The sequence below is a fragment of the Nocardia sp. NPDC055002 genome (assembly GCF_053608825.1).
The window spans coordinates 353,826-378,078 of the sequence record NZ_JBSGWE010000001.1; the positions used below are offsets into that span (position 1 = coordinate 353,826).

24 protein-coding genes are annotated in these 24,253 nt (G+C 68.0%); 14 read left to right on the forward strand and 10 right to left on the reverse strand.

The features are described from left to right. The first annotated feature begins 166 nt into the window (after positions 1 to 166). From ACWF99_RS01710 to ACWF99_RS01720, 3 genes are read left to right on the forward strand one after another with little or no spacing between them, the layout of a single operon-like run. Positions 167 to 523 carry a hypothetical protein gene (locus tag ACWF99_RS01710; RefSeq protein WP_452534014.1) on the forward strand — a complete coding sequence of 119 codons (357 nt, stop codon included), beginning with the start codon at positions 167 to 169 and terminating at the stop codon, positions 521 to 523. 6 nt (positions 524 to 529) lie between these two features. Next, positions 530 to 1,063: a hypothetical protein gene (locus ACWF99_RS01715; RefSeq protein WP_378629055.1), complete on the forward strand. Its 534-nt coding sequence runs from the start codon at positions 530 to 532 to the stop codon at positions 1,061 to 1,063. A 19-nt stretch (positions 1,064 to 1,082) separates the two neighbouring features. Next, positions 1,083 to 3,161, forward strand: coding sequence for an MMPL family transporter (locus ACWF99_RS01720; protein WP_378629057.1), 2,079 nt, complete (start codon positions 1,083 to 1,085; stop codon positions 3,159 to 3,161). 5 nt (positions 3,162 to 3,166) lie between these two features. On the opposite strand, the gene ACWF99_RS01725 is transcribed toward ACWF99_RS01720, so the two are convergent. From ACWF99_RS01725 to ACWF99_RS01760, 8 genes are all read right to left on the reverse strand, one after another. Next, on the reverse strand, positions 3,167 to 4,261 hold the full coding sequence (locus tag ACWF99_RS01725) for an asparaginase (RefSeq protein ID WP_452534015.1): 1,095 nt from the start codon (positions 4,259 to 4,261) through the stop codon (positions 3,167 to 3,169). 87 nt (positions 4,262 to 4,348) lie between these two features. Then, complete coding sequence (locus ACWF99_RS01730; RefSeq protein ID WP_452534017.1) at positions 4,349 to 5,137, reverse strand: SDR family oxidoreductase; 789 nt, start codon at positions 5,135 to 5,137, stop codon at positions 4,349 to 4,351. A 68-nt stretch (positions 5,138 to 5,205) separates the two neighbouring features. Continuing rightward, entirely contained in the window at positions 5,206 to 5,781 is a 576-nt protein-coding gene (locus tag ACWF99_RS01735) for a TetR/AcrR family transcriptional regulator (protein ID WP_452534019.1), read from the reverse strand. Positions 5,782 to 5,862: 81 nt separating this feature from the next. Further along, a complete protein-coding gene (locus tag ACWF99_RS01740; RefSeq protein ID WP_378629065.1) occupies positions 5,863 to 6,195 on the reverse strand; it encodes a VOC family protein in 333 nt (110 codons plus the stop codon). Between the two features lie 200 nt (positions 6,196 to 6,395). Beyond that, the gene (locus ACWF99_RS01745; protein WP_452534020.1) at positions 6,396 to 7,259 is read right to left on the reverse strand and encodes a heme ABC transporter ATP-binding protein; all 864 of its coding nucleotides are present in this window, start codon (positions 7,257 to 7,259) and stop codon (positions 6,396 to 6,398) included. Next, positions 7,256 to 8,377 (reverse strand): FecCD family ABC transporter permease, encoded by a 1,122-nt coding sequence (locus tag ACWF99_RS01750; RefSeq protein ID WP_452534022.1) that lies wholly within the window; start codon positions 8,375 to 8,377, stop codon positions 7,256 to 7,258. Before ACWF99_RS01750 ends, ACWF99_RS01745 begins: the two co-directional genes overlap by 4 nt. A gap of 31 nt (positions 8,378 to 8,408) precedes the next feature. Next, a complete protein-coding gene (locus tag ACWF99_RS01755) occupies positions 8,409 to 9,422 on the reverse strand; it encodes a heme/hemin ABC transporter substrate-binding protein (protein WP_378629071.1) in 1,014 nt (337 codons plus the stop codon). A gap of 17 nt (positions 9,423 to 9,439) precedes the next feature. Continuing rightward, complete coding sequence (locus ACWF99_RS01760) at positions 9,440 to 10,417, reverse strand: aldo/keto reductase (RefSeq protein WP_378629072.1); 978 nt, start codon at positions 10,415 to 10,417, stop codon at positions 9,440 to 9,442. A 228-nt stretch (positions 10,418 to 10,645) separates the two neighbouring features. On the opposite strand from ACWF99_RS01760, the gene ACWF99_RS01765 reads away from it, so the two are divergent. The 7 genes from ACWF99_RS01765 (at position 10,646) to ACWF99_RS01795 (ending at position 16,254) form a co-directional block, all read left to right on the forward strand. After that, on the forward strand, positions 10,646 to 11,587 hold the full coding sequence (locus ACWF99_RS01765; protein WP_378629074.1) for an undecaprenyl-diphosphate phosphatase: 942 nt from the start codon (positions 10,646 to 10,648) through the stop codon (positions 11,585 to 11,587). Between the two features lie 32 nt (positions 11,588 to 11,619). After that, on the forward strand, positions 11,620 to 12,336 hold the full coding sequence (locus ACWF99_RS01770) for a histidine phosphatase family protein (protein ID WP_452534025.1): 717 nt from the start codon (positions 11,620 to 11,622) through the stop codon (positions 12,334 to 12,336). A 49-nt stretch (positions 12,337 to 12,385) separates the two neighbouring features. Continuing rightward, positions 12,386 to 12,973, forward strand: a complete 588-nt coding sequence (locus tag ACWF99_RS01775; protein ID WP_056820470.1) for a DUF3090 domain-containing protein — start codon at positions 12,386 to 12,388, stop codon at positions 12,971 to 12,973. A 6-nt stretch (positions 12,974 to 12,979) separates the two neighbouring features. After that, positions 12,980 to 13,777, forward strand: coding sequence for an SCO1664 family protein (locus tag ACWF99_RS01780; protein ID WP_378629078.1), 798 nt, complete (start codon positions 12,980 to 12,982; stop codon positions 13,775 to 13,777). A 241-nt stretch (positions 13,778 to 14,018) separates the two neighbouring features. Then, on the forward strand, positions 14,019 to 15,203 hold the full coding sequence (locus tag ACWF99_RS01785; RefSeq protein WP_452534027.1) for an alanine--tRNA ligase-related protein: 1,185 nt from the start codon (positions 14,019 to 14,021) through the stop codon (positions 15,201 to 15,203). A 119-nt stretch (positions 15,204 to 15,322) separates the two neighbouring features. Next, complete coding sequence (locus ACWF99_RS01790) at positions 15,323 to 15,874, forward strand: dihydrofolate reductase family protein (RefSeq protein ID WP_452534028.1); 552 nt, start codon at positions 15,323 to 15,325, stop codon at positions 15,872 to 15,874. Between the two features lie 122 nt (positions 15,875 to 15,996). Then, a complete protein-coding gene (locus tag ACWF99_RS01795) occupies positions 15,997 to 16,254 on the forward strand; it encodes a hypothetical protein (RefSeq protein WP_194828263.1) in 258 nt (85 codons plus the stop codon). 51 nt (positions 16,255 to 16,305) lie between these two features. Here the strand turns inward: ACWF99_RS01795 and ACWF99_RS01800 are convergent, their stop codons facing one another. Continuing rightward, entirely contained in the window at positions 16,306 to 17,145 is an 840-nt protein-coding gene (locus ACWF99_RS01800; protein ID WP_452534030.1) for an alpha/beta fold hydrolase, read from the reverse strand. Next, positions 17,142 to 17,564, reverse strand: a complete 423-nt coding sequence (locus ACWF99_RS01805) for a helix-turn-helix domain-containing protein (RefSeq protein WP_452534032.1) — start codon at positions 17,562 to 17,564, stop codon at positions 17,142 to 17,144. Before ACWF99_RS01805 ends, ACWF99_RS01800 begins: the two co-directional genes overlap by 4 nt. Before the next feature lie 295 nt (positions 17,565 to 17,859). On the opposite strand from ACWF99_RS01805, the gene mshC reads away from it, so the two are divergent. The 4 genes from mshC to ACWF99_RS01825 all read left to right on the forward strand — a co-directional run bounded on the left by mshC (position 17,860) and on the right by ACWF99_RS01825 (position 24,253). Then, complete coding sequence (gene mshC, locus ACWF99_RS01810; protein WP_452534034.1) at positions 17,860 to 19,098, forward strand: cysteine--1-D-myo-inosityl 2-amino-2-deoxy-alpha-D-glucopyranoside ligase; 1,239 nt, start codon at positions 17,860 to 17,862, stop codon at positions 19,096 to 19,098. A gap of 153 nt (positions 19,099 to 19,251) precedes the next feature. Continuing rightward, positions 19,252 to 21,705 carry a heavy metal translocating P-type ATPase gene (locus ACWF99_RS01815; RefSeq protein ID WP_452534035.1) on the forward strand — a complete coding sequence of 818 codons (2,454 nt, stop codon included), beginning with the start codon at positions 19,252 to 19,254 and terminating at the stop codon, positions 21,703 to 21,705. Between the two features lie 108 nt (positions 21,706 to 21,813). Then, complete coding sequence (locus tag ACWF99_RS01820; RefSeq protein ID WP_378629087.1) at positions 21,814 to 22,599, forward strand: universal stress protein; 786 nt, start codon at positions 21,814 to 21,816, stop codon at positions 22,597 to 22,599. 235 nt (positions 22,600 to 22,834) lie between these two features. Then, complete coding sequence (locus ACWF99_RS01825; RefSeq protein ID WP_378629088.1) at positions 22,835 to 24,253, forward strand: hypothetical protein; 1,419 nt, start codon at positions 22,835 to 22,837, stop codon at positions 24,251 to 24,253.

Here is a 24,253-nt window from a genome sequence, read left to right on the forward strand (position 1 = left end):
ACCGAACTCCTTCAATCCGCACGAGGTGACTGCCTTGATCACCATCTGACCATGATGACTCACCAGTAGCTCCGACCGGGTATCTGGCGTCGGAGCTGTCGGTGACGCGCGTTACTGTTGACGTGTCGAGCAATTGATTGCCATGCAACGGCAGGAGATCCCCACGATGACCGACCGGACACCAGCGGGTTTCGGCATCGATGACATCTCCGTGGGACCGTTCGCCCACGGCTTCGGCACCACCGACGACGGTCACCCCTTCGCCTTCCGCACCCACCGCGCCACCCTCACAGTGCAGATCTATCGCGCCGACCTGGGCGACGCGGTGCCCAGATCCGATGATGTGGTGGCCCAAGCCCACGCTCAGGTGACCGACATCGACCTCGGCGACGAACGCAGCGTCAGCGCCTTCGTGCGCGATCTGCTCCTCGACGCCGACCCTGTCGAGGCGCCCGCAACCAGTGACATCTCCACAGTTCGCGCCATCCTGGGACGGATCAGTGCCGTCATTGATGGTATGTAGATGGTGATGTCTTCCACACTTTCCGCCAGGGCCGCTGCGGCCACCGCCTGCCTCACGGCCCTCGTCGCCCTCGCCGCGTGCGCGGGAACCACCGACGAGGCCTCGGTCGACGCCGCACGGTCTTCGGCCAACGCCTCCCTCGCTTCCTCCGTCGCGACCTCGGCCAGCAAGGCCAATGTGCCGCTGCCGACCGCCCAACAGCTCGACGCGCAAATCAAACGCGCGCTCGACCCGGGCCTGCCCGATGTCGAACGCACTGAACTGATCGAAGACGGCGCCGCGTTCTCCGACGCCATCCCCGACATGTACAAGGCGCTGCGCGACAACCCCCACGCGGTGTACGGCGTCGTCGACCCGGTCTTCGACAACCGTGACGGCACACTCACCGCCACCATGCGCCTGGACAAGGACGGTTCGGGTACCAACGTGCGCACCACCATCGTGCATTTCGTGTTGCTCGACGGTAAGTGGAAGATCTCGCGCACCGACCTGTGTGGCATCCTGCGCTCGGCCGACTACCGCACCGCCGCCTGCGGCTGAGATGCGCGAATCTCGATCCGTGCGGTGGGGCAGGTTCGTCTACCGCCACCGATTCCTCGTGCTCGGCTTCTTCGTGCTGACCGTGCTGATCTCGGGGTGGTTCGGTCGCGACCTCGCCGACCGCTACACCCAGGAGGGCTGGTTCGACGAGTCGAGTCAGTCGGTGGCGGCGTCCAAACTGGCCGATGACACTTTCGGCCGCGACACCGACGGCGATCTGATCGTCATCTACACCGCCCCACCCGGCACCACTGTCGACGATCCCGCCGTCCGCGGACCGGTGACGGCCGCCCTGGCCGACCTGCGCAAACAACACGGTGAGCGCATCCACAAGATCGACAGCTACTGGGACAGCCCCTTCTCCGCCAATGCCTCCGACCCGACCAAACAGCACGCCTTCGCCAGCATCGGGCTGGCCGGGGGCGGCGGAACCGCGACGGTCAACAACTACCTCGCGCTGAAGCCCCACCTGCACGCCGATGTCCCCGGCGCCGGGCCCGGCGGGACGACAGTGCAGCTGGCAGGGCTACAGCCGGTGGTCGAGGGCATCAACATCGGAATGCAGCACGACATCAAGCGCGCCGAGATCATCGCCCTGCCGATCGTGGCGATTCTGCTGTACTTCGTGTTCGGTGGGGTGATCGGCGCACTGCTGCCGGTGCTGATCGGTGGGCTCACCATCCTCGGCACCTCCGGGATCTTGCGGGTGCTCACCGCCCATATCGAGGTCAACGTGTTCGCCAGCGCGGTGATGACGTTGGTCGCGCTCGGGTTGGCGATCGACTACGGACTGTTCACGGTGACCCGGTTCCGGGAGGAACTCTCGGCCGGGCGATCGGTCGAGGACGCGACCGCGCGGACCGTCGCCACGGCGGGGCGCACGGTGCTGTTCTCCGCGGCGATCATCGCTCTGAGCCTCGGTGCGCTGTTCATCTTCCCGAACGGGGTGCTGCGCTCGGTGCCCTACGGCGGCATCTCCGCGGTGATGCTGGCGGCGCTGTTGTCGGTCACCGCGCTGCCCGCCGCCTTGAGTATCGCCGGCCACCGGATCGACTGGCTGGGCTGGAAACGTTTCTCGCGCAGCAAGACCGAAGCCGAGATCGATGCCGGGTTCTTCTCCCGGCTGGCGCAGTGGGCGATGCGACGGCCGTGGGCGGTGGTGATCCCGATCGTGCTCGGACTGCTGGCGCTGAGTATTCCGTTGCGCCACATCGAGTTCGGTGGGATCAGCGAGAAGTACCTGGCTGCCGACAACCCCGCGCGGGTGGCCCAGGAAGACTTCGATCACCTGTTTCCCGGTTTTCGCACCGAACCGCTGAAACTGATCGTGGTCGGTGCCTCACCCCAGCAGTTGAGCGATATCCGGTTCGAGGCCAACCAGGTTCCCGGACTCACCGGGCGGTTCGAACCCGCGGCGGCGACCAAGGACAACGTCAACGTGCTCTCCGCCGGGCTCGGCGACAAACGCGACGCCGACCGCGTGATCGACGCACTGCGTGCGCTGCCCGCCCCGCCGGGCGTGCAGGTGATGGTCGCCGGCATCCCCGCGCTCGAACGCGACAGCATCAACGGGTTGATCGACGGGTTGCCGCTGCTGTTGGCGATCCTGATCGCGGCGGCGCTGGCATTGATGATCGTGGCGTTCCGGTCGGTGGTCCTGGCGGTGAAGGCCGTCGCCATGAGCGCGCTCAGCCTGGTCTCGACCCTGGGTGTGCTGACCTGGATCTTCGTGGAAGGGCACGGGTCCGGGGCATTCCAGTTCACGCCGGGACCACTGATGTTCGCGGTGGTCGCGTTGATCGTGACGGTGATCTTCGGATTGTCCACCGACTACGAGGTGTTCCTGCTGTCGCGGATCGCCGAGAAACGGGCCGCGGGCGCCGATGCCGCGGAGTCCATCCGCTACGGCGTGGCCCACACCGGTGGGGTGATCACCTCGGCGGCCGCGATCCTGATCGTGGTGACCGGGGCGTTCGGGTTCTCGGATCTGGTGCTGATGAAATACATCGCCTACGGGATGATCGTGGCCCTGATCATCGACGCCACGATCATCCGGATGGTACTCACCCCGGCCCTGCTGAAGATCATCTGGAAATAGCCCGCTCAGAACTGCTGATTGCCGTAATCGCGGAACCAGGCCACGATCTGGTCGTGGTCGGCGGTTGCGGCCAGGGCCAGCAGGAGCAGCAGGCGCGCCTTCTTCGGTGCGAGGTCGCCGCCGCTGACGACGCCCGTCTTCGGGTCCACGGTGATCGCGCCCGAGCCGTAGCCGTTGGTGGCGACCAGGGCGATGCCCTTGGTCGCCATCGCGGCGTTGGCCTGGCTCGGAGACGGCGTGCCCGCGAACACGATGCCCTTGGCACCCGCGGCGACGGCGGCGGTGATCGCCTCGGCGGGGGCGTCGAGGTAGCTGTGGGCGATGTCGACACGCGGGAGGGTGTCGCGGGGGATCGTGGTGAGGTCGAACGGGGTCGTCCAGCGGGCGGGGTCGTCGCAGCGTTGGACGCGGGCGGGGGCGCGTTGCACACGGATGCCCGCCTGGTCGATGGTGCCGAGGTCGCCGTATTCGTGGGTGGTGAAGGTGTGTACGCGGGTCGAGTCGGTCTTGGTGGCGTCGCGGGCGGGCAGGATCTGCTCGTTGAGGGCGATGACGGTGCCGAAGCAGGTGGTGCGGTTGCTCGCCGCGAGGCGGATCGCGTTGTACAGGTTGATCGGTCCGTCGCTGCCGATCGCGGTCCACGGTCGCATCGCCCCGGTCACGACCACGGGTTTCGTGCTGCGCACGGTGAGGTCGAGGAAGTAGCTCAGTTCTTCCATGGTGGCCGAGCCGGTGCTGACCACGACCGAATCATGGTCGCGGAGGCGACGTTCGACCAGCTGCGCCAGGTCGTAGAGGTCGGCGACGGTGTATTCGCCGGATCCCTTCTGCCCGAAGTCCTCGGTCGTCACGGCGGCGACATCACCGATTTCGGGGCGCAGCGAGTCGACGAGTTCGGCGATCGGGCGGGTGCCCGGCCGATAGGTTTCGAGGTCGGTGCGCCGGTCGGAGGTGCCCGCGATGGTGCCGCCGAGGCCGATCACCGCGACTCGCTGCGCGGCACCGGCCGGTGCGGAGTCGGCTGAGCTGACACCGATTCCGGCACCGGCGACGGTTCCGGCGAGAGCGATCGTGGCGGCGATTTTCGAGACTGTGGGCATGTCACTCACGCTAGGAACGCCACATGCCCGACCACATCCCTCCCGCGCGGTACCTCGATCCGATACCGAGGTACTGCGCGAGTGAGATCAGATCGTCTTGATGATGCCGCCGTCGATCACCACGTCGGCGCCGAGGATGTTGGCGGACTTGGCCGAGGCAAGGAAGGCGATCAGCGCGGCGACCTCGTCGGCTTCGGAGATCCGGCGCGAGGCGATGTCGAACTGTTCGGGCAGCGCCTCGAGCAGTTGCTGGTGGGAGATGCCCTGGGCGGCAGCCAGTTTGGCGCCGATGCGGTGTTCGTCGCGCCAGATCCTGGTGCCGACGGGGCCGGGGGAGACGGTGTTGACCCGCACGCCCTGCGGGCCGAACTCCTCACTGAGTCGTTTGCCGAGGGAGGTGAGGGCGGCTTTGGCTTCGCTGTAGCCGGTGGGGCCCACCGCGGGCAGGTGGGCGTTGATGGACGAGACGTTGATGATGGTGCCGCGGCGGTCGAGCAGACTCGGCAGCGCCGCGCGGGTGGCCCGGATCGCGCTGAACAGGTTGATGTCGAGGAAGTGGTGCCACTGGTCGTCGGTGGTGTCGAGGAACCCGGCCAGCGTGAGCCGATCCGGGTCGCCGCCGCCGACATTGTTGACCAGGATGTCGATGCCCCCGAGTTCCTCCAGCGCGGTGTCGATGACCATGGTGACGCCCTGCGCGGTCCCCAGATCGGCGGCGACCGTCGCGGCCGCGACCTTGTCGAGCTCGGCAGTGATCGTGCGTGCGGCGCCGACGACGCGCACGCCCTCCGCGGCGAGTGTTTCGGCGACGGCCAGACCGATGCCGCGCGAGGCTCCGGTGACGACGGCGGTCTTGCCGGTGAGTTCGAGATCCATGCTCGTACCTTTCTTGAACTACAGGTCAATAATTAGGGCATGCGGAAAGTGCTGGCGGGACGAGAGTTTCAGAGGGTGGTCAGTGCTACGTCGATGAGGCGGTAGAGCTGGGCGGCATCGTTGGTCTTCGCCATGAGACGCAGGCCCGCGCTGGTGGTGAACAACAGGGCCGCAATCGAATTCGGGTCCACCTCACGGTCGACGTCGCCGTCGCGGCGGCCCTGGTCGATACGAGCGGCCAGGGTGGCGACGATGCGCTGTTCGATGCCGCGCAACACCGCGGTGGCTGCCGCGTCGTGACCGCCGAGTTCTGCCGCGGTGTTGACGGCGAGGCAGCCACGCCGGGTCGGCGAGGCCATGTCGAGATCGACCGCGGCGCGCAGGTATTCGCGCAGACACTCGCGGGTGGTTCCGGGCCGGGACATGTAGTCCTCGGCCATGGCCACGCCGAGTCGGCCGTAGCGGTCGAGAACGACGTCGAACAGGGCGCGTTTGCTGCCGAAGGTGTTGTACAGGCTGCCTTTTCCGATGCCGGTGGCTTCGGCGAGCTGTGCGGGGGAGGTGTTGGCGTAGCCGTAGGTCCAGAACTGGTCCATCGCACGGTCGAGGACCGTGTCGGTGTCGAAGTTCTGGGGCCGGGCCATATCTCGACGGTAGACGTTCTATACCTGTAGGTCAATAATTCGGGCGAAAGATCGCGGCCGTGCGTGCCACGATCTCGTGCGCTACTTGCCGATGATGCCGAAAGCGTTGCCGTCGGTGTCTTCCAGGACACAGATACGGGCGCCGGGGCTGACTTCGCGCGGGGCGGTCCGTTCGGTCGCGCCCGCGGCGATCGCCGCTGCTCTGGCCTTGTCCACATCGTCGACTCCGGCGAAGGCGACCGGACCCGCCGCGACGTCACCGCTGGGATCGAGGCCGATCTGGACGTCTCCGACCGCCCAGCCGACGTAGTACGGCTCGTCGGTGTGGGGTTCGCCGTAGAGGGTGGTGTAGACGGCTTTCGTCGCGGCCAGATCGGATACGGGGATGACGACGCTGGCGATGGTGGGGCTCATCGGATCTCCTCTTGCGATAGGAGCGAGCCACGTTCGCGAGCGACGAGTGGGACCGATCGTCGTGTGCGATGGTGACCGCGGTGGACGAATGACCTCGGCGCCCAGCCTACTCAGCCCCGCTCAGCCCACCGCCCCTGCCGAAGCCCGCGTGTCGACGCTTCCGCAGCACGGTCGCGGTCGATCAGGACGAACCCGTCGCGTCAGGGGTGACCGCGTTCGGGCAAGACGAGCTGGGCGCCGGTGGTCGGGTGATCGAAGACGTCGACGGGGTGGTGGTAAACGGTGGTGAGCAATTCGCGGGTGAGGATCTCGCGCGGGGGTCCGTCGGCGGCGACGCGTCCCGCGTCCAAGACGGTGACCCGGTCGGCGTAGGCGGCGGCGACCCCCAGGTCGTGGACCACGACGACCACAGCGGCGCCCTCGGCAGCGCGGGTGGCGGCCAAGCGCAGGACGGCTTCCTGGTGCCCGAGGTCGAGGGCGGCGGTCGGTTCGTCCAGCAGCAGGGTGGCGGTGTCCTGAGCCAGAACGCGAGCCAGGGCCACCCGGGCACGCTCGCCGCCCGACAGCGACGGGAACACGCGCGTGGCGAGGTGGGTGACGTCGGTGGCGGCCAGTGCCGCGGTGACGAGGGCGTCGTCGTCGCCGGCGGCGGGAGTGTGCAGCCACGGGGCACGGCCCATGGCGACGACCTCACGCGCGGTGAACGGGAAGCCCACGGCGTGCGATTGGGGCAGCACCGCGCGGCGGCGGGCCATGTCGGCGGGGGTCCAGTGCGAGAGCGCGTGGCCTTCGAGTTTCACCGCGCCGGCGCTGGGCTCGAGTTCACCGGCGAGGGCGGCGAGCAGGCTGGACTTGCCCGCGCCGTTCGGGCCGACGAGCGCGACGATCTCGCCGGCCGCGACCTGGAAGTCGACCTCGTCGAGGACGGTACGGGCGCCCCGCTCGACGGTGAGCCCGGTGGCGCGCAGGGTGACGGTGCCGAGCTCCGGGCGCGTGGGCACGTCAGGGGTCCGTGCGAACAGCGAACGCCAGCAGGCGCGGCGCTCGCGGGTGGTGTCGGTCATCCCCAGCCTCCTGCACGGGCGCGGGTGCGGCGCAGCAGCCAGAAGAAGAACGGGCCGCCGATCAGGGAGGTGAGCATGCCCAGTGGCAGGTCCGCGTTGTGGACCAGCGTGCGGGCGACGACGTCGGCGCCCAGCAGCACCACCGCGCCCACGATCGCGCTGAGTGGGACGAGCACCCGGTGTCCGGGGCCGACCATCATGCGCACCAGGTGCGGCACGATCAGGCCGACGAACAAGATGATGCCGCTGAACGCCACGCCCGCGGCGGTGAGCACGGCGACCACCACGATCACCTGCCTGCGCAGCCGCTCCACGTCGACACCGAGGTGGCGGGCCGCGGAATCGCCGAGCGCGAGCAGATCCAGGCGTGGTGCGATGAGGATCGCGGCCAGGATGCCGACCGAGGCCAGCGCCGCCACCACCGCCACCGACTGCCAGGTGGCGCCGTTGAGGCTGCCGAGCTGCCAGAACACGATCTGATCCCGCGCGGCGGGGCTGGCGACGAACAGCAGCAGCGCGATCAACCCGCCGGCGAAGGCGTTGATCGCGACACCGGTGAGGATCAGCGTCACCACTTCGGTGCGTCCGTTCGACCTCGACAGCACATAGACCAGGGCGGTGGTGATCAACCCGGCGACGAAGGCGGCCGCCGCCACCGACCACGCGGCGACGAACGCGCCGCCGACGACGATCACCGTGCCCGCTCCGACCGCCGCACCGGCCGAGACCCCGATGACGCCGGGTTCGGCGAGCGGATTGGCGAACACCCCCTGCAACAACGCACCCGCTGTCGCCAGGCAAGCCCCGACCAGGATGGCGAGGGCTACCCGAGGAAACCGCACCTCCCACAGCGTCACCTCACCGGCCGGATGCGCGGGCGCGGGCCCGATGTCCAGGCCGATCCGGTGCGCCACACTGCCGAGCACCTCGGCGGCGGTCGTGGGGACCTGCCCGAGCACCGCTGAGACCAGCGCCAGCACGAGCAGGGCGAGCAACGCCGCCGCGAACACAACGGTCACGCGCGTGCCCCGGTGCCCCGTGGGCGGCAGGGGATCGGGGGTGGCGTCGGTGATCCGCGGGGTGTCCGCGGCTTTGGTCAGGTCGGGAACTTCGCTCATGCGGGGTCCGCCCGGCACGACTGCTGAGCGCTCATGCCGATTTGCCGTAGACGGCGTCGGACAGTGCGGAGACGACGCGGCCGGTGTTGGGACCGAAGCTGAGGATCACCGCGTCGGACATGTCGACCACGCGTCGATTGCGGCCCGCCGGAGTCTGGGCGATGCCGGGCACCTTCTCCAGTCCCTCGACCCCGCCCACCGATTTCAGCCCGTCCGACATCACCAGCAACACATCGGGGGCGGCGGCGATCATCGCCTCGCTGGTGATGGACACGAACGGTTCGTTCACCCCGGAGGCGGTGCCCGCGTCCACGCCACCGATCGCGGTGATCAGCGAATCAGCGCCCGAGCCGCGCCCGGCGATCATGGTGATCGCGGCGCTGCGCAGGTACAGGAAGGCGATCTTGGGCTGTGGATCCTGCTCGGGCACGCGGGCGGTCGCGGCGGCGATCTCGTCGTGGGTACGCGCGCCGAGCTGCTTGCCCGCCTCGGGAACGCCCAGCGCGGTGGCCACCGCCTCGATCTGCGGGACGACACCGTCCATGCTGCGATCGGGGTCGAAGTAGACGACGGTCACCCCGGCCGCGCGTAGCTGCTCGCGTACGGCGGGGGCCGCGCTGGTGGTGTCGGTGAGGAACACCGACGGGCGCAGGTTCAGGACCGCTTCGACGCTGAGGCTGCCGTTGCCGCCGGCCACATTGGGCACGGACGCGACGGCGGGGAACGACGCCGAGGTACTGCGACCGACGAGGTTCGCGCCCAGTCCGAGGGCCCACACGGTTTGGGCGAGGGTGCCGTACCGGTCGACGGCGATGATCCGCGAGGTGTCGGCGATCGTCACCTCGGTGCCGTCATGGGACTTCACCGTCACCGGCAACCGTGGACTCGGCGCGGGTCCGATCGGCACGGGGTCGAGGTCGGCGAGCTGGGCTGTCACCGGCCCACCGGAATTGGCAGTCGATGCAGGATTGCTTCCGGTGCAAGCGACGGCGCCGGTCAGTACCGTCGCCGCGAGCATCGCCGTCAGCACACCACGCAGTTTCATGTAGGTAAGGCTAGCCATCATTCGGAACGGGCGCTCACATCGTCCAGTGCCGCCGCGATCGCCCGCGGCAACTCGAGGGTTTCGGCGGCCAGCACACCGGTGAGCTGACCGATATCGCGGGCACCGACGATCATGCTCGCGATGCCCGGCCGATCCCGGATCCAGGCCAGCGCCACCGCCAACGGTGACGTGCCCAGCCCGTCGGCGGCGGTGACCAGCGCGTCGACCACTCTGGTCGCGCGATCGTCGTCGAGCCTGCGCCGGATCTCGGCCGCGGTCGCCTCGTCGGCACCCCGCGAATCCGCGGGGACACCGTCGCGATACTTGCCGGTCAGGATTCCACCCGCCAGCGGCGCCGACGCGATGACGCCCACCCCGTGGTGGCGGGCGGCGGGAATCACATCGCTCTCGGTACCACGCGCGAGCAGCGAATACGGCGTCTGCGCGGCGCTGATCGGCGCGATCGCGGCCAGACTCGCCAACTGCCACGCCGCGAAGCCACGCACCCCCGCGTACCGGGTGCGGCCGGTCCGCACCGCGGTCTCGAGGGTCGCCGCGACCTCATCGAGCGGGGTGTACGGATCCCAGGCGGCGATGCTCCAGATGTCGAGATGGTCGGTGCCCAGTTCGAGCAGGGTCCGATCGAGTTGTTTGAGCAGCGTGCGTCGCGACGCGTCGACCACCGGGCCCATCGCCGCGGGCGCGGGCACCGAGTCGCCGACCCCGGCGCCGGGCGCGTGCATCACCACACCCGCGCTGCCGCTGAGCACCAATTCGTCACGCGACACCAGGTCGCCGAGCAGGTCCGCCAGGATCCGCTGCGCCGCTCCCTCGCCGTAGACGGGCGAGAGGTCGACGAGCGTGCCACCGGCCTCGGTGAACGCCGCCAACTGCACCGATGCCTCGTCGGCATCGGTATGTGTCCCCCAGGTATGGGTCGCCAACCCGATTCGCGACACCCGAAGTCCGCTGCGTCCCACCGTTCGCTGTTCCATCACCGCGCCCGCGCATTCGTCACGGCGACAGCCTAATGCGCGCACCACCGCTGCCTCGCTCGGCGACCCGTGCCACGGCGCGGCAGAACGCGATCTCGGTGACGGGCGGGCGACGACCGACCGCGACGACGGGTAGGGTCGCTGCGAGATCGTGGCGGTCACAGCCACAGGTGAAGGAAAAGCCCAGGAGGACGCCGTCTTTCGGGCGCGAGTCAGCAGGAGGACGTGTTGGGCGAGTCGATGACCTGGTTCCAGGCATTGGTACTCGGATTGGTGCAGGGACTCACCGAGTTCCTGCCGATCTCGTCCTCGGCGCACCTGCGCATCGTGTCGGGCGTGTTCTTCGGTGACGACGCGGGTGCGTCGTTCACCGCGGTCACCCAGCTCGGAACCGAGGCAGCGGTGCTGGTGTACTTCGCCAAGGACATCTGGCGCATCCTCGTCGCCTGGTTCACCACGCTCGGGATGCGCTGGCGCGAACGGTCCCAGCGCGAGGTCGCGGTGGGCGACCGGGTCACCACGAAGCTGCCGGTGATGGACCGCAGTGCCCGTGACGCGCACGAACGCGACACCCAGCGCGAACTCGACTACCGCATCGGCTGGTACGTGATCATCGCCACCATCCCGATCGGGGTGTTGGGCTACCTGTTCAAGGACGAGATCCGCACCGGTGCCCGCAACTTGTGGTTGGTCTCGTTCATGCTGGTCGCATTCGCGCTGGTGATCGCCGCGGGTGAGTACTTCGGCAAGAAGGAACGTCCGATCGAACAGCTCACGACCCGCGACGGCATCCTCATGGGCCTGGCCCAATGCCTCGCGCTGATTCCCGGCGTGTCCCGCTCCGGCGCCACCTCCACCGCGGGTCTGTTCCTGGGCCTGAAGCGCGAAGCGGCCGTGCGGTTCTCGTTCCTGCTGGCCATCCCCGCGGTGACGGCATCGGGCCTGTTCAGCCTGCCCGACGCGTTCGAACCGGCAGGTGAGGGCCTCAATGCCAGTGGGCCGCAGTTGCTGGTCGCCACCGTGGTGGCGTTCGTCGTCGGGTACGCCTCGGTGGCGTGGTTGCTGAAGTTCGTCGGCAAGCATTCGTTCTACTGGTTCGTCGGCTACCGGATCATCCTCGGTATCACGATGCTGGGCCTGCTGGCCGCCGGCGTCGTCTCCGCCACCTGATCCCGACCCCGACCCATGGTTAGGCTGGTCCCATGACGGTGATCCTGCTCCGGCACGGAGTGTCCACCTCCAACACCGCGCGCACCCTCGCGGGCCGCGCCCCCGGTGTCGAACTCACCGAGCGCGGCACCGAACAGGCCGCCGCGGTGGCCGACCGGCTCGCGATGCTGCCGATCGAACACATCGCCAGCTCACCGCTGCTGCGCTGCCAGCGCACCGTGGCGCCGCTGGCCGAGAAACTCGGTCTCGAACCCGACCACGACGAACGCCTCATCGAGGTCGACTACGGCGACTGGACCGGGCGCCCGATCGCCGAACTGGTCACCGAACCGCTGTGGCGGATCGTGCAGGGTCACGCCTCGGGTGCGGTGTTCCCCGGTGGGGAAGGGCTGGCCCAGGTCCAGCAGCGCGCGGTCGCCGCGATCCGCGACATCGAACGCACCCTGGCCGAGAAAGCGGGCCGGGATGTGCTGTGGGTGGCGTGCGCGCACGGCGACGTCATCAAATCGATCCTGGCCGACGCTCTCGGCCTGCACCTGGACAGCTTTCAGCGGATCGCGGTGGAACCGGCCTCGATCAGCGTCGTCCGCTACAGCCCACACGGGCCGTCGGTGTGGAAGTTCAACGACACCGGCGCCGATCTTTCCGCGCTGGCCGCGCCCGCACCGACGACACCGACACCCGGTGGAGAGGTACCTGCGGCCGCGAACGCGGATAATGGGAATGCGGGGCACCGCGATTCTCCTTAGAGGAGTGTGTTCGTGAGTGTCGATCAGGGTCACGTATCAGGAGGTGCATGTGTCACGCGCAATCCATGTATTTCGCACCCCCGATCGTTTCGTCGCCGGGACCGTCGGTGAACCGGGCGATCGTTCGTTCTACCTGCAGGCTGTGCAGGAGCCGCTGGTGGTGAGCGTGCTGCTCGAGAAGCAGCAGGTGAAGGTGCTCGCCGACCGGATGGGTCTGCTGCTCGACGAGGTAGCGCGCCGCTTCGGCGCCGAGGTGCCACCCGAAGGTGAGGACGTGCGCGATGTCGCGCCGCTGGTCACCCCCATCGACACCGAATTCCGGGTCGGCACCATGGGTCTGGGCTGGGATTCCGACGCCAACGCCGTGGTGGTCGAGTTGCTCGCGATCACCGAGACCGAGGTCGACGAATCGGTGGTGCTCGACGACACCGACGAAGGCCCCGACGCGGTGCGGGTTTTCCTGACCCCCATCCAGGCGCGCGAGTTCGCGTTGCGGTCGGCGCGGGTGATCGCGGCGGGCCGCCCACCGTGCCCGCTGTGCGGGGAACCGCTGTCCTCGCGGGGGCACATGTGTGTGCGCACCAACGGGTACAAGCGCGGCGAGATCTTCGGCGCTGCCGAGCTCGAAGAGGAGTGATCTCCTGTGCCGGTACTCACCGAAGGTGACCTCGACATCGTCGGCCGGATCGGCGTCGCCAGCAACCTCACGCTGGTGTGTGAGATCGCCGCACCCGAACCCGACGGTGCCCCGCTGCGGGTGGTGTACAAGCCGGTGCGTGGTGAACGGCCGCTGTGGGACTTTCCCGACGGCACCCTCGCGGGCCGCGAAGTCGCGTCGTATCTGATCTCCGAACACCTCGGCTGGGGTGTGATCCCGGAAACGGTGCTGCGCGACGGGCCGCTTGGGCCGGGCATGGTGCAGCGCTGGGTCACCTCGGTCGACAACCGCACCGACGCCCGTCAGCGCCTCGACCTGGTCGACCTGTGCACGCCGGGAACAGTGCCCGAGGGATTCTGCGAAGTGCTGCGCGCGCTCGACGAGCAGGGCAACGAGGTCTCGCTCATCCACGCCGACGATCCGCGCCTGCAGCGGATGGCGGTGCTGGATCTGTTACTCAACAACGCCGATCGCAAAGGCGGGCACGCGCTCGAAGGTGTCGACGGGCAGGTCTACGGCGTCGACCACGGCATCTGCTTACACGCCGAACCGAAGCTGCGCACCGTGCTGTGGGGCTGGGCGGGGCGGCCGGTGCACGAGTCGCTGATCCCCGACATCACCACCTTCGCCGCGAATCTGCCCGGCGCCGTGGCCGATTCGCTGGCCATCCACATCACCGACGCCGAGATCACCGCCCTGGCCGAACGGGCGAAGGCCCTGCTGGATCACCCGGTGATGCCGATCCCGAACTCTTCGCGTCCGATCCCCTGGCCCGCTTTCTGACAGCAGGTCCGGAGCCGATAATCGGTCGTGCTCCGCCCGGCCCGGTTGCTACATTGCAGCCATGAAGGTCGATTCACGAATCGCTGCCGCGACCGCACGAGCTCTCAGCTCGCCGGTCGCTGCCGCCTGACCTTCTCTCCCACGCCGGCGACCGGAAACGGTCCGCTGGCGTGCGTCGGTCTTGTCGCTGTTCGTCATGGTGGCCGCTTCCGGTCGATGTCACCTCGATGGAGCAACCACCATGATCACCACAGACCAGACCGTTCAGACCTTCCTCGACTATTTCCGCGAACGCGGGCACGAACTCACACCGGGCGGATCGCTCATCCCCTCGCCGGGGGATCCGGTGCTGTTCACCAGCTCCGGGATGCACCCGTTGACCCCGTATCTGAGCGGCCGGCCCCACCCGCTGGGCCGGCGACTCACCGGGTTGCAGCGATGCTTGCGCACCACCGATCTCGACGAGGTCGGTGACGACACCCATCTCACCGTGTTCGAGATGCTCGGATCGTGGTCACTCGGCGACTACAGCGGCCCGCAGAGCCTGCGGTGGGGAGTGGAACTGCTGCGTGACGGCTTCGGTATCGACCCGAACCGGATGCACGTCACGGTGTTCGGCGGTGACGACCATGTCGGGCCCGACCACGAGTCCTGGCGCACCTGGGACGAGCTGGGTCTGCCGGTCGAACCGACCGTCGACGAGAACTGGTGGTCCAACGGCCCGACCGGCCTGTGCGGGCCCGACTCCGAGATCTTCGTCTGGACCGGCGACGACATGCCGCAGGGCACACCGATGACCGATGACCGGTGGGTGGAGGTGTGGAATCACGTCATGATGCGCTACCTGCGCCATCCTGACGGCAGCCTCGAACCGATGCGACGACCCTGCGTCGACACCGGGCTGGGGCTGGAACGGCTGGTGCGAATCCTGCGGAACACGCGGTCTGTCTTCGAGATCGACCTGTTCGAGCCCTGGCTGACCACCCTGCCCCGAATCTGGGGTCCGCTCGATGATCGGTCGCTGCGCGTGCTGTCGGACCATCTGCGATCGAGCATCGTCGTCCTCGGCGACGGGGTCACCCCGTCCCCCTCGGGGCGTGGTCACATCCTGCGGCGTTTGATCCGCCGCACCCTCACCACGGTGTGGCGCGACGATCCGACCCGCAGCCTGACCGACCTGCCGATCGAGCTGGTGGACCACACCCTCGGGCACTTCCGGCAATCCGTGCGCTCCCAGGACGTGCGAACCCTGCTGGTCGAGGAGGAACACAAATTCGGTCTGCTACTCCAGCGTGGGCGAAAGGTCTTGTCCCACCGTCGTTTCAGCGGACCCTTGACCGACAGCGACTACCACTACCTGCACGACACCCACGGTCTGCCCCGCGATCTCGTGGTGTATCTGACCACCGAAGCCTCAGTCGGATGAGAGGGTGCCGCGCTCGTGCTCGGTGTCGCCTGACGGATCCGGTCGGACACCTTCCCGTAGTGTCCGAAACGTCGAGGTGAGGCCGATGAGTTTCGAGCGCGAAGGAGGTCTACACGGTCATGAGGAAACTGATCTACGGGTTCGGCGTGTCGGTCGACGGTTACGTCAACGACCGCGACGGCAGAATCGACTGGACCGAACCCGACGACGAGCTGCACCAGTACCACAACGACAGATTCCGCGGGCTCGAGATCGCGGTGAACGGTCGCAGGCTCTACGAGCTGATGGCCGAGTACTGGCCGCACGTGCCCGAGGACGCCCCGCCCATCCAGCGCGAGTTCGGCGAACTCTGGACCCGCACACCCAAGGTCGTCTTCTCCCGCACGCTCACCGAGGTCCACTGGAACAGCACCCTGGTCAGCGAGAACGCGGTCGAGGAGGTCCGCAGGATCAAGGCCGAAGGCGACGGCGTCATGGAGGTCGGTGGTGCGAGCCTCGCGTCCGCGCTGATGCCACACGGGCTCATCGACGAGTACCACCTGTACGTCTCGCCGATAGTGCTCGGCGGTGGCACACCGATGTTCCCGGCACTGGACCAGCGGATCGGGCTGCGATTGGTCGAGACGCGGCGCTTCGAAACGGTGATGCTGCTGCGCTATCAGGTCGACTGAGGTCCGCTCACCGCGGCTGTAGCTGGTGTTTCTCACGGTGTCCGAGGCTCTGTTGCCTGGTCAGCGCCGGTGCTAGTGTGCTCCAAGCACTTTCGTTATCCCCGTGAGATCTGAGGAAACCTATGTCGACCCGTTCTATCGTCACCGCCTCCGCAGCCGCGTTGCTGCTCACCGGTGCTGCCGCTGCTGTGGCCGCGCCCGCGCAGGCGTTCCCCGCCGGCTGGTGGGCTGAGAAGACCTACGTGTGTTCGTCCACCAACCAGGCCGGTGCGCCGCTGCCCGACGTTACGGTGAAGGCCGGCAACGAGGTTGGCGCGGCGTACTACGCGACCCAGCAGCTCGGCCCGGACGCGGCGCAGATGCAGTGCCGCGAACTGTGATGTGATCATGTTCGGTGTCGCCGCACGTCGGGGAGCGGTGGCACCGAAGTCTCATCCCGCGTGCGAGAGCACGAATTCGCTGATCGCAGCAGTCTGATTCACCAGCGCGTGCCCGGCTCCGGACAAGAGCCGCACCTCGCCTCGGGTGAAGGCACGGGCGCGTTCGGCGGTGTGTGCGGAGTCGAACAGGGCGTCGCGTTCGCCGACGATTATCAGGACCGGGATGTCCACTTCGCGTAGTTGTTCGTCGCGGAACATGGGCAGTTTCCCGGGTCGGGGCGAGAAATGGGTGAACGTCAATTCGATGTCGTCGAGGATCGGATCCGCTTGCGCCCCATCGAGGCCGAGGCCGAGGCGTGCCATGTCGCGCACGCTGTGCCTGCCGATCATCCGCAGCCCGATCGCCTTCACGAGCCAGCCGTAGCGGTGCTTGCCCAGTCCTCCCGGGCACAGCAGAACCAACGTCGTGACCCGGCCCGGTCTGCGCAGGACGTAATCGAGTGCGGTCCACCCACCCAGTGACATGCCGACCAGCGCCACGGTGTCGAGGCCGAGTCCGTCGACGACCTCGTCGAGCCAGTTCGCGGTCGCATCGCTGTCCAAGGCCAGCCGGGTGGGGGCGCTGAAGCCGGGTTCGCCGGGCAGATCCACCGCGTACACGCGGAAACTTCTCGACCAGTCCGCGATGTCGGCGCGCCAGGTGCTCGCGTTGGCTCCTGAGCCGTGCAGTACGACCAGCGGCGGTGCGTGCACCGGCCCGGAGGCCACGACGAACGTTTCGCCGATGCCGGTGTCGATCCGCAGTTCCTCGCGTGGAACCGGCCAGGCGTCGAGGTGTTCGCGGTAGCGCTGCTCGACGAGCCGTCGGCCTTCGTCGGATTTGTAGATCATGAGCGCAGGATTCCGTCCAGGTAGTCGAGCAGGCGGGAGCTGTCGGCGAGGCTGCCGAGCAGGATCACTTTGAGGCGGTGCCGGGCCGGGTCGTAGCTGGTTTCCACGCGCATCCGCTGACCGCCGCCGCCTCGGGTCCCGGCGGTGGCGGTGAGCAGGGTGGTGATCCGGTCGACGGTGGCGCGGTCGATGTCGTCGATCTCGACGATGCAGGAGGACTCGGCATGCCGACGCGGTGTCGTCTGCGGTGTGGTGATCGGCAGTCCGGTGAACGTCTCGAGGTTTTCGTGGGTGATGCGGTACTGCTTGCCGATGCGCGCGGCGGGCAGTTTGCCGTCGCGCACATAACTGCGCACGGTGCGGACATGCAGTCCGAGCAGTTCGGCGACCTGCTCCACCGAATAGAGACGATCTGTCATGAAACGACCGTAAACGGAGGTACCTATAGGGATCAATAGGGATTTTTTGTGAATTGTGGACTGTGACAATGATCGCGATGGCAACCGTTCGCCCAGGTGGGACCGCACACTGGGCACGACACGCACGATTCGCCCCGCTACCCCCGTGACCAGCGGATCTGCTCGAGCGCAAACCTTGACGCGGCCGCCGTGACACGTTTGTGTGCAGGTAGCGGGCCGTGCCGCGACGCCGCGAGCAACCCCATGGGCCGGGCCGCGAGCCGAGCACCTCGACAGGGGCTCTACCCTCGAAGACATGCAGTCCTGGTCCGATATCGCCCTGCCGACAGTCCCCGGAACAGGGCCGCCGTTGCGTTTGTACGACACCGCCGACCGTCAGATCCGACCGGTCACCCCCGAAGAGACCGCGAAGATGTACGTCTGCGGCATCACGCCCTATGACGCCACCCACCTCGGTCACGCCGCCACCTACCTGACGTTCGACCTGGTCAACCGGATCTGGCGCGATGCGGGCCACGACGTGCACTACGTGCAGAACGTCACCGACGTCGACGACCCGCTGTTCGAGCGCGCCGAGCGCGACGGTATCGACTGGCGCGACCTCGGCAGCCGCGAGATCGACCTGTTCCGCGAAGACATGGCCGCACTCCAGGTGCTGCCCCCGCGCCACTACATCGGCGCCATCGAATCGGTGGAAGAGGTGGTGGAGCTGGTGCAGAAGTTGCTCGCCGCCGGCGCCGCCTACATCGTCGACGATGCCGAATACCCCGACATCTACTTCCGCACCGACGCCACCGAGCAGTTCGGCTACGAATCCGGCTACGACCGCGCCACCATGGAGACGCTGTTCGCCGAACGTGGCGGCGACCCGGACCGGCCGGGCAAACGCGACACCATCGACGCGCTGCTCTGGCGGGCCGAACGCCCCGGTGAACCGTCGTGGGAGGCGCCTTTCGGCGCGGGCAGGCCCGGCTGGCATATCGAGTGTGCGGCGATCGCGCTCAACCGCATCGGCGCCGAGTTCGACATCCAGGGTGGCGGCTCGGACCTGATGTACCCCCACCACGAGTACTCCGCCGCGCACGCCGAGGCCATCACCGGCGCCCGCCGCTTCGCCCGCCACTACGTGCACGCCGGCCTGATCGGCCTGGACGGCGAGAAGATGTCGAAGTCCCGGGGCAACCTCGTTCTCGTGTCGAAGCTGCGCCGCGCCGGTGTCGACCCTGCCGCGATCCGCCTCGGCCTGCTCGCCGGTCACTACCGCGCCGATCGCATGTGGACCGACGAGGTGCTCACGGCCGCGCAGCACCGCCTCGACCGCTGGCGTGAAGCCGTGTCGCTGGCCTCGGGCCCCTCGGCCACCGACACCGTCGCCCGGCTGCGGCAGCACCTGGCCGACGACCTCGACACCCCGAAGGCACTCGACGCGATCGACAACTGGGCCGAACAGGCCATCGCCTACGGCGGCGCCGACACCGAAGCCCCCGCCCTGATCCGCGCCGCCGTCGACGCGCTCCTTGGCGTCGATCTCTGACACGATCGCGGGTCAGCGCGGCGAGGGCCTTCCTGATGCCGCGCTGACCCGCGCTGACCCGCGCCGACCTGTGACCCGCTGCCGGTAGAGTCGCCGAGAAGTGAAGCGCGGGGCGCTGTCGCGTCGTGTGCACGACCGGCGACAGGAGCGGCGATGCCCGACCCGCAGGATCAACCGGCCTCCGCCACAACCGTCCTGCACGTGGGCGGGCAACTGCGCGCCAGCTCCCACGGGATACTGACCAACGGTTTGCGCCACCGGCCAGGCGTCATCGCTGTCGACCCCAATCCGGTCGCCCAAACCGCCACTGTCACCTACGACCCCACCCGAACATCGGTCGCCGACCTGCGCACCTGGGTCCGCGACTGTGGCTATCACTGCGCGGGGCGCTCGGTCCCGACCCACGTCTGCGACCCGGCGAGCGAGCCGACCACCCGCACACGGCCCACCACGTACGGTGCCGAATCCGCCACCGCACCCGAGCAGTCCACCGATTCCGTGGTCGGCCACGCGCCGCCTGCGATGCCACCGCATGGCGAGTCCCCGAGTCATCGCGCGCCGACGCGGGATCAGCCCCGAGCCGAGCACGGGGGTGGGCACACACACGGCGGGCACGCGTCGATGTCGATGGACGACATGGCTCGCGACATGCGGAACCGGTTCCTCGTCGCGCTGGTCTTCTCCACCCTGGTGATGCTCTGGTCGCCGATGGCCACCCACATGCTCGGCCTGCACCTGCCCGTCCCGTTCGGGATGCGCGCCGACCTCTGGATGCTCGTCCTGAGCTTGCCGGTGATCTTCTACTCCTCGACGATCTTCTTCACCGGGGCGTGGGCGGCATTGAAGGCCCACACCCTCGACATGATGGTGCTGGTCTCGGTGGGTATCGGGACGGGATGGCTGTATTCGCTGTATGTGACGTTCACCGGCGGCGGTGAGGTGTTCTACGAAGCCTCCACGATGCTGGCGACGTTCGTGCTGCTGGGTCACTGGTTCGAGATGCGGGCGCGCAGCGGTGCCGGGGACGCGGTGACGAGTCTGCTGGATCTGTCGCCGCCGAAAGCCGTTGTGCTGCGCGGCGGTCAGGAAGTGCGGGTGCCGACCGCCGACGTGCGGGTGGGTGAGGTGCTGCTGGTGCGGCCCGGCGCGAAGATCGCCGTCGACGGCATCGTGGTGGACGGGTCGAGCGAGGTCGACGAGTCGATGGTGACCGGTGAGAGCATGCCGGTGCCCAAACAGCCGGGTTCGGCGGTGATCGGCGCGACCATCAACACCACCGGCAGCCTGCGAGTGCGGGCCACCAAAGTCGGGTCCGACACCGCTCTGGCTCAGATCGTCGAATTGGTGCAGCAGGCGCAGAATTCGAAAGCTCCGGGTCAGCGGCTGGCCGATCGGGCCGCGTTCTGGCTCACCCTGGTCGCGCTGCTGGGCAGCCTGACCACCCTGGCGGTGTGGTTGCTCGTCGGGGCTTCGCTGAGCACAGCGCTGTTGTTCGCGATCACCGTGGTGGTGGTGACCTGTCCGGACGCGCTCGGGTTGGCGACACCCACGGCGATCATGGTCGGTACCGGTCTCGGCGCCACACGTGGTGTGCTGTTCAAGAACGCGACGGCGCTGGAGGACGCGGCGCGCATCGACGTGGTGGTGATGGACAAGACCGGCACCCTCACCAAGGGCGCACCCGAAGTCACCGACGTGATCACCGCGCCCGGCGTGGACACCGACCGGGTGCTGGCACTGGCCGCGGCGGTGGAACTCGAATCCGAGCATCCCCTCGCGGAGGCCATCGTCGACTACGCGAAAGCCCATGGTGCGGACACCCTTTCGGCCACCGAGTTCCAGAATGTGGCCGGCCGCGGCGCGACGGCCACGGTCGACGGGCAGCACGTGATCGTGGGCAACCGCGGACTGCTCGACGCCGACCACATCGAGCTGGGCGAGTTGGCGAAACACCGTGACGAGCTGGCGGCTTCGGGCCACACCGCCGTCCTGGTCGCCGTCGACGGTCACGCGCACGCGGTGATCGCGCTGGCCGACGCTCCACGCCCGACCTCGGCCGACGCCGTGCGGGCACTGCACGACCTCGGTGTCGGCGTGGTCATGCTCACCGGTGACAACACGGGCACCGCCGAACGCATCGCCCACGACCTCGGCATCGACACGGTGATCGCCGATGTCCTACCCGAGGACAAGGCCGACCGGATCGCCGATCTGCAACGCACCGGCAAGAAGGTCGCGATGGTCGGCGACGGGGTGAACGACGCGCCCGCCCTGGCCCGCGCCGATCTCGGTATCGCCATCGGCGCCGGCACCGATGTGGCCATCCAAACCGCCGACGTGGTGCTCATGCGCTCGGACCCGTACGCGGTGTCGACGGCCCTGCGTATCGGCCGCGGCACCGTCCACAAGGAACGCCAGAACCTGGGTTGGGCAGTCGGTTACAACGGCATCGCCCTGCCCATCGCGGCCGGTGTCTTCGCCCCGTGGGGTCTGACCATGCGCCCGGAGATCGCCGCGATGGCGATGTCGGGGTCGAGCCTGATCGTCGCTCTCAACGCTTTGCACCTCAAACGCCTGTCGCTGCCCTCCGCGCCCCAGCGCAAGTGAGGGCCGCAACCTCGCGGACGGGCACGGCCGCGCCGGTTGCCCGCAGTGTGCTGCGCTTATACTGTGGGCCACAGCGCAGCTGACCTGCCGTCGATCGGAGAGCGTCACATGGGGTGCTATCAGCGCATCGTCGTGGGAACCAACGGCTCGGAGGCCGCGCAGACGGCGGTAGCGGTGGCGGGGGAGTTCGCGGTGCGCCTCGGTGTCGCGGTCACCGCGGTGAGTGTGTGGAAGGACGCGGGGCGCAAGTCGGCCACCGACGCCGACTGGGCCGAAGCCAACACTCGGGCGGCCGCCGAAGCCCTGCTCGAAGCCGGTGTGGCCGAGGTCGCCCGCACCGAACTCGACGGCACGGCAGGGGCGTTGCTGCTCGAGATCGCCGAACGCGAACCCGGCACGTTGCTCGTGATCGGTGGCGGCAGCCTGGGCAGTTCCAAGGCGCGACTGCTCGGCTCGACAGCCAATTACGTCTCCCACCACAGTCAGACCGATGTCGTGTTCACCAACAAGGTCCCCAAACGCTGGACCACCATCGGGCTCACCACCGACGGATCGGCGAGTTCGCTGACCGCGGTCCGTCGCGGCTACGAGCTCGCCCTGGCCCTGAGCGCGCGCCCGTTCCTGGTGACTTCCGCCAAGACCGACGACGACGGTGCCGACATCCTGATCGACGTCGAAGGTCAGATCGCGGTCGAGGACCCGGAACTGTTCGGACGCGACATCCTCACCGGGGTCCCCCCGGCGGAGGCAATCTGCAACTCGGCCTGGAAATACGACCTCGTCGTGATCGGCAACCGTGGAATGAGCGGTCCCGCACGTCTTCTGGGCTCGGTGGCCAACAAGGTGACCCACGACATCGACACCAACTTGCTGCTGGTCAACACCACGCACTGAGTCTCCGGCCGTCGCGCGCTGGAGCCTCGGTAAGGTGTCGGCCGCCAATCAGCTGGTGGACACCACGTTCGTGGCGATCGCCGTTCGAACGGGCGTGGTGAGAGTGCCGAGATTGGTCTTGATCGGGTGTTGCTCCGGTTTAGCGGGTAACCGCCGAACTTGCCCGGACCGGGGAGTTCGGTCGCCTATGATGACCGTACGCGCGATGTTCGCCACACAACGGAGTGGACGCCGGATGAATGCTGGGATCGAGGCGGCGGGTTTCTTCGGCCTGCTGGACTGGGAGAAGACGACCGGTCTGAGCAAGTTCTGGGTCGACATGATCACCATCCCGATTTTCAGTGCCATGGCCGGTCTGATCACCAACTGGACCGGGGTGATCATGCTGTTCGCGCCGGTGCGGTTCACCGGCTTCTACGTGCCGGGCCTGAAAACGATCTTCCCGCTGCTGCCGCGCAAGGTGCAGATCCTGCCGACCTTCGCCCCCGGCGGCATCCTCGGCTTCCAAGGCTTCATTCCGGCCCGCTCGGAGAAGATGGCGAGCCTGATGGTCGACAACGCGGTCGCCAAGATCGGCACCGCCAAGGACTTCTTCGACCAGATGGATCCGCGCAAGATCTCCGCGCAGGTCGCGCTGGTGGCGATGCCGAACGTGCGCTCGATGGTCGACTCGATCATGGTCACCGAGCATCCGCGCCTGTGGGCCGACATGCCGCCGCGTGCACGCGAAGCCATCTACACGCGGGTCGAGGCCGAGCTGCCCGCGATCACCGATCGCGCCTTCGATTTCATCGGCGAGAACATCGACCAGCTCCTCGACGTGAAGCTGATGGTCGTGGGCTACCTGCGGCGCAGGCCCGAACTGCTCAAGGACGTGATCTACGGGCTCGGCGCCCCGGAATTGCGGTTCATGATCCGCAGTGGGGTGCTGGGATTCCCGTTCGGGGTGATCGTGGCGCTGTGGTTGTCGTTGCTGCACTACAGCACCCCCCACGGTGACACCCCCGCGGTGATCTCGCTGCCCGGCTGGCTCTACGAGATCCTGCATTTCCTGCCCGCGTGGGCATGGGTGCTCGCCGGTGGCGCGACGGTGGGTGTGCTGGTCAACATCATCGCGATCAAGGTGGTGTTCGAGCCCGCCGTGCCGCAGCCGCGCTACCGATATCCATGGGGGGTCGCGAAATTCGCGAAACGGCAGTACCAGGCGGCAGCGGATCTGGGGCATGCGATCGGGTATCAGATCGTCACCCTCGATGTCGTCACCGAGCAATTGCTCGACGGGCCCAGTGGTGACAAGACGCGTGCGGTCATCGCCCATTTCCTCGAGGCCGAGATCGACCGGATCCTGGGCCCGCTGCGGTCGGTGACCCGGCTCGCGATCGGACCCCGCCATTTCGACGCCATCCAGGCCACCGCGGGCGCGAGCCTGGCCACCGAGATGAAGCCGTGGTTGGTCGAGGACGTGGAGTTCTCTCAGACCACCGCGGCCAGCGTCGACCGGCTCGCCACCGAGAAACTGCGCGAACTTCCACCCGACGAGTTCGTCGAAATGCTCTACACCGCCATCGAACAGGATGCCTGGCTGCTGTATCTGCACGGTGGCGTGCTCGGTGCCTTCATCGGTGCGCTGCACCTGCTGATCTTCGGAGCGTGA

Coding starts and splice junctions, on each gene's coding strand:
- ACWF99_RS01710 (WP_452534014.1), top strand. CDS start 167: ATGACCGACCGGACACCAGCGGGTTTCGGCATCGATGACATCTCCGTG.
- ACWF99_RS01715 (WP_378629055.1), top strand. CDS start 530: ATGTCTTCCACACTTTCCGCCAGGGCCGCTGCGGCCACCGCCTGCCTC.
- ACWF99_RS01725 (WP_452534015.1), bottom strand. CDS start 4,261: ATGCCCACAGTCTCGAAAATCGCCGCCACGATCGCTCTCGCCGGAACC.
- ACWF99_RS01730 (WP_452534017.1), bottom strand. CDS start 5,137: ATGGATCTCGAACTCACCGGCAAGACCGCCGTCGTCACCGGAGCCTCG.
- ACWF99_RS01735 (WP_452534019.1), bottom strand. CDS start 5,781: ATGGCCCGGCCCCAGAACTTCGACACCGACACGGTCCTCGACCGTGCG.
- ACWF99_RS01740 (WP_378629065.1), bottom strand. CDS start 6,195: ATGAGCCCCACCATCGCCAGCGTCGTCATCCCCGTATCCGATCTGGCC.
- ACWF99_RS01745 (WP_452534020.1), bottom strand. CDS start 7,259: ATGACCGACACCACCCGCGAGCGCCGCGCCTGCTGGCGTTCGCTGTTC.
- ACWF99_RS01750 (WP_452534022.1), bottom strand. CDS start 8,377: ATGAGCGAAGTTCCCGACCTGACCAAAGCCGCGGACACCCCGCGGATC.
- ACWF99_RS01755 (WP_378629071.1), bottom strand. CDS start 9,422: ATGAAACTGCGTGGTGTGCTGACGGCGATGCTCGCGGCGACGGTACTG.
- ACWF99_RS01760 (WP_378629072.1), bottom strand. CDS start 10,417: ATGGAACAGCGAACGGTGGGACGCAGCGGACTTCGGGTGTCGCGAATC.
- ACWF99_RS01770 (WP_452534025.1), top strand. CDS start 11,620: ATGACGGTGATCCTGCTCCGGCACGGAGTGTCCACCTCCAACACCGCG.
- ACWF99_RS01785 (WP_452534027.1), top strand. CDS start 14,019: ATGATCACCACAGACCAGACCGTTCAGACCTTCCTCGACTATTTCCGC.
- ACWF99_RS01790 (WP_452534028.1), top strand. CDS start 15,323: ATGAGGAAACTGATCTACGGGTTCGGCGTGTCGGTCGACGGTTACGTC.
- ACWF99_RS01795 (WP_194828263.1), top strand. CDS start 15,997: ATGTCGACCCGTTCTATCGTCACCGCCTCCGCAGCCGCGTTGCTGCTC.
- ACWF99_RS01800 (WP_452534030.1), bottom strand. CDS start 17,145: ATGATCTACAAATCCGACGAAGGCCGACGGCTCGTCGAGCAGCGCTAC.
- ACWF99_RS01805 (WP_452534032.1), bottom strand. CDS start 17,564: ATGACAGATCGTCTCTATTCGGTGGAGCAGGTCGCCGAACTGCTCGGA.
- mshC (WP_452534034.1), top strand. CDS start 17,860: ATGCAGTCCTGGTCCGATATCGCCCTGCCGACAGTCCCCGGAACAGGG.
- ACWF99_RS01815 (WP_452534035.1), top strand. CDS start 19,252: ATGCCCGACCCGCAGGATCAACCGGCCTCCGCCACAACCGTCCTGCAC.
- ACWF99_RS01820 (WP_378629087.1), top strand. CDS start 21,814: ATGGGGTGCTATCAGCGCATCGTCGTGGGAACCAACGGCTCGGAGGCC.
- ACWF99_RS01825 (WP_378629088.1), top strand. CDS start 22,835: ATGAATGCTGGGATCGAGGCGGCGGGTTTCTTCGGCCTGCTGGACTGG.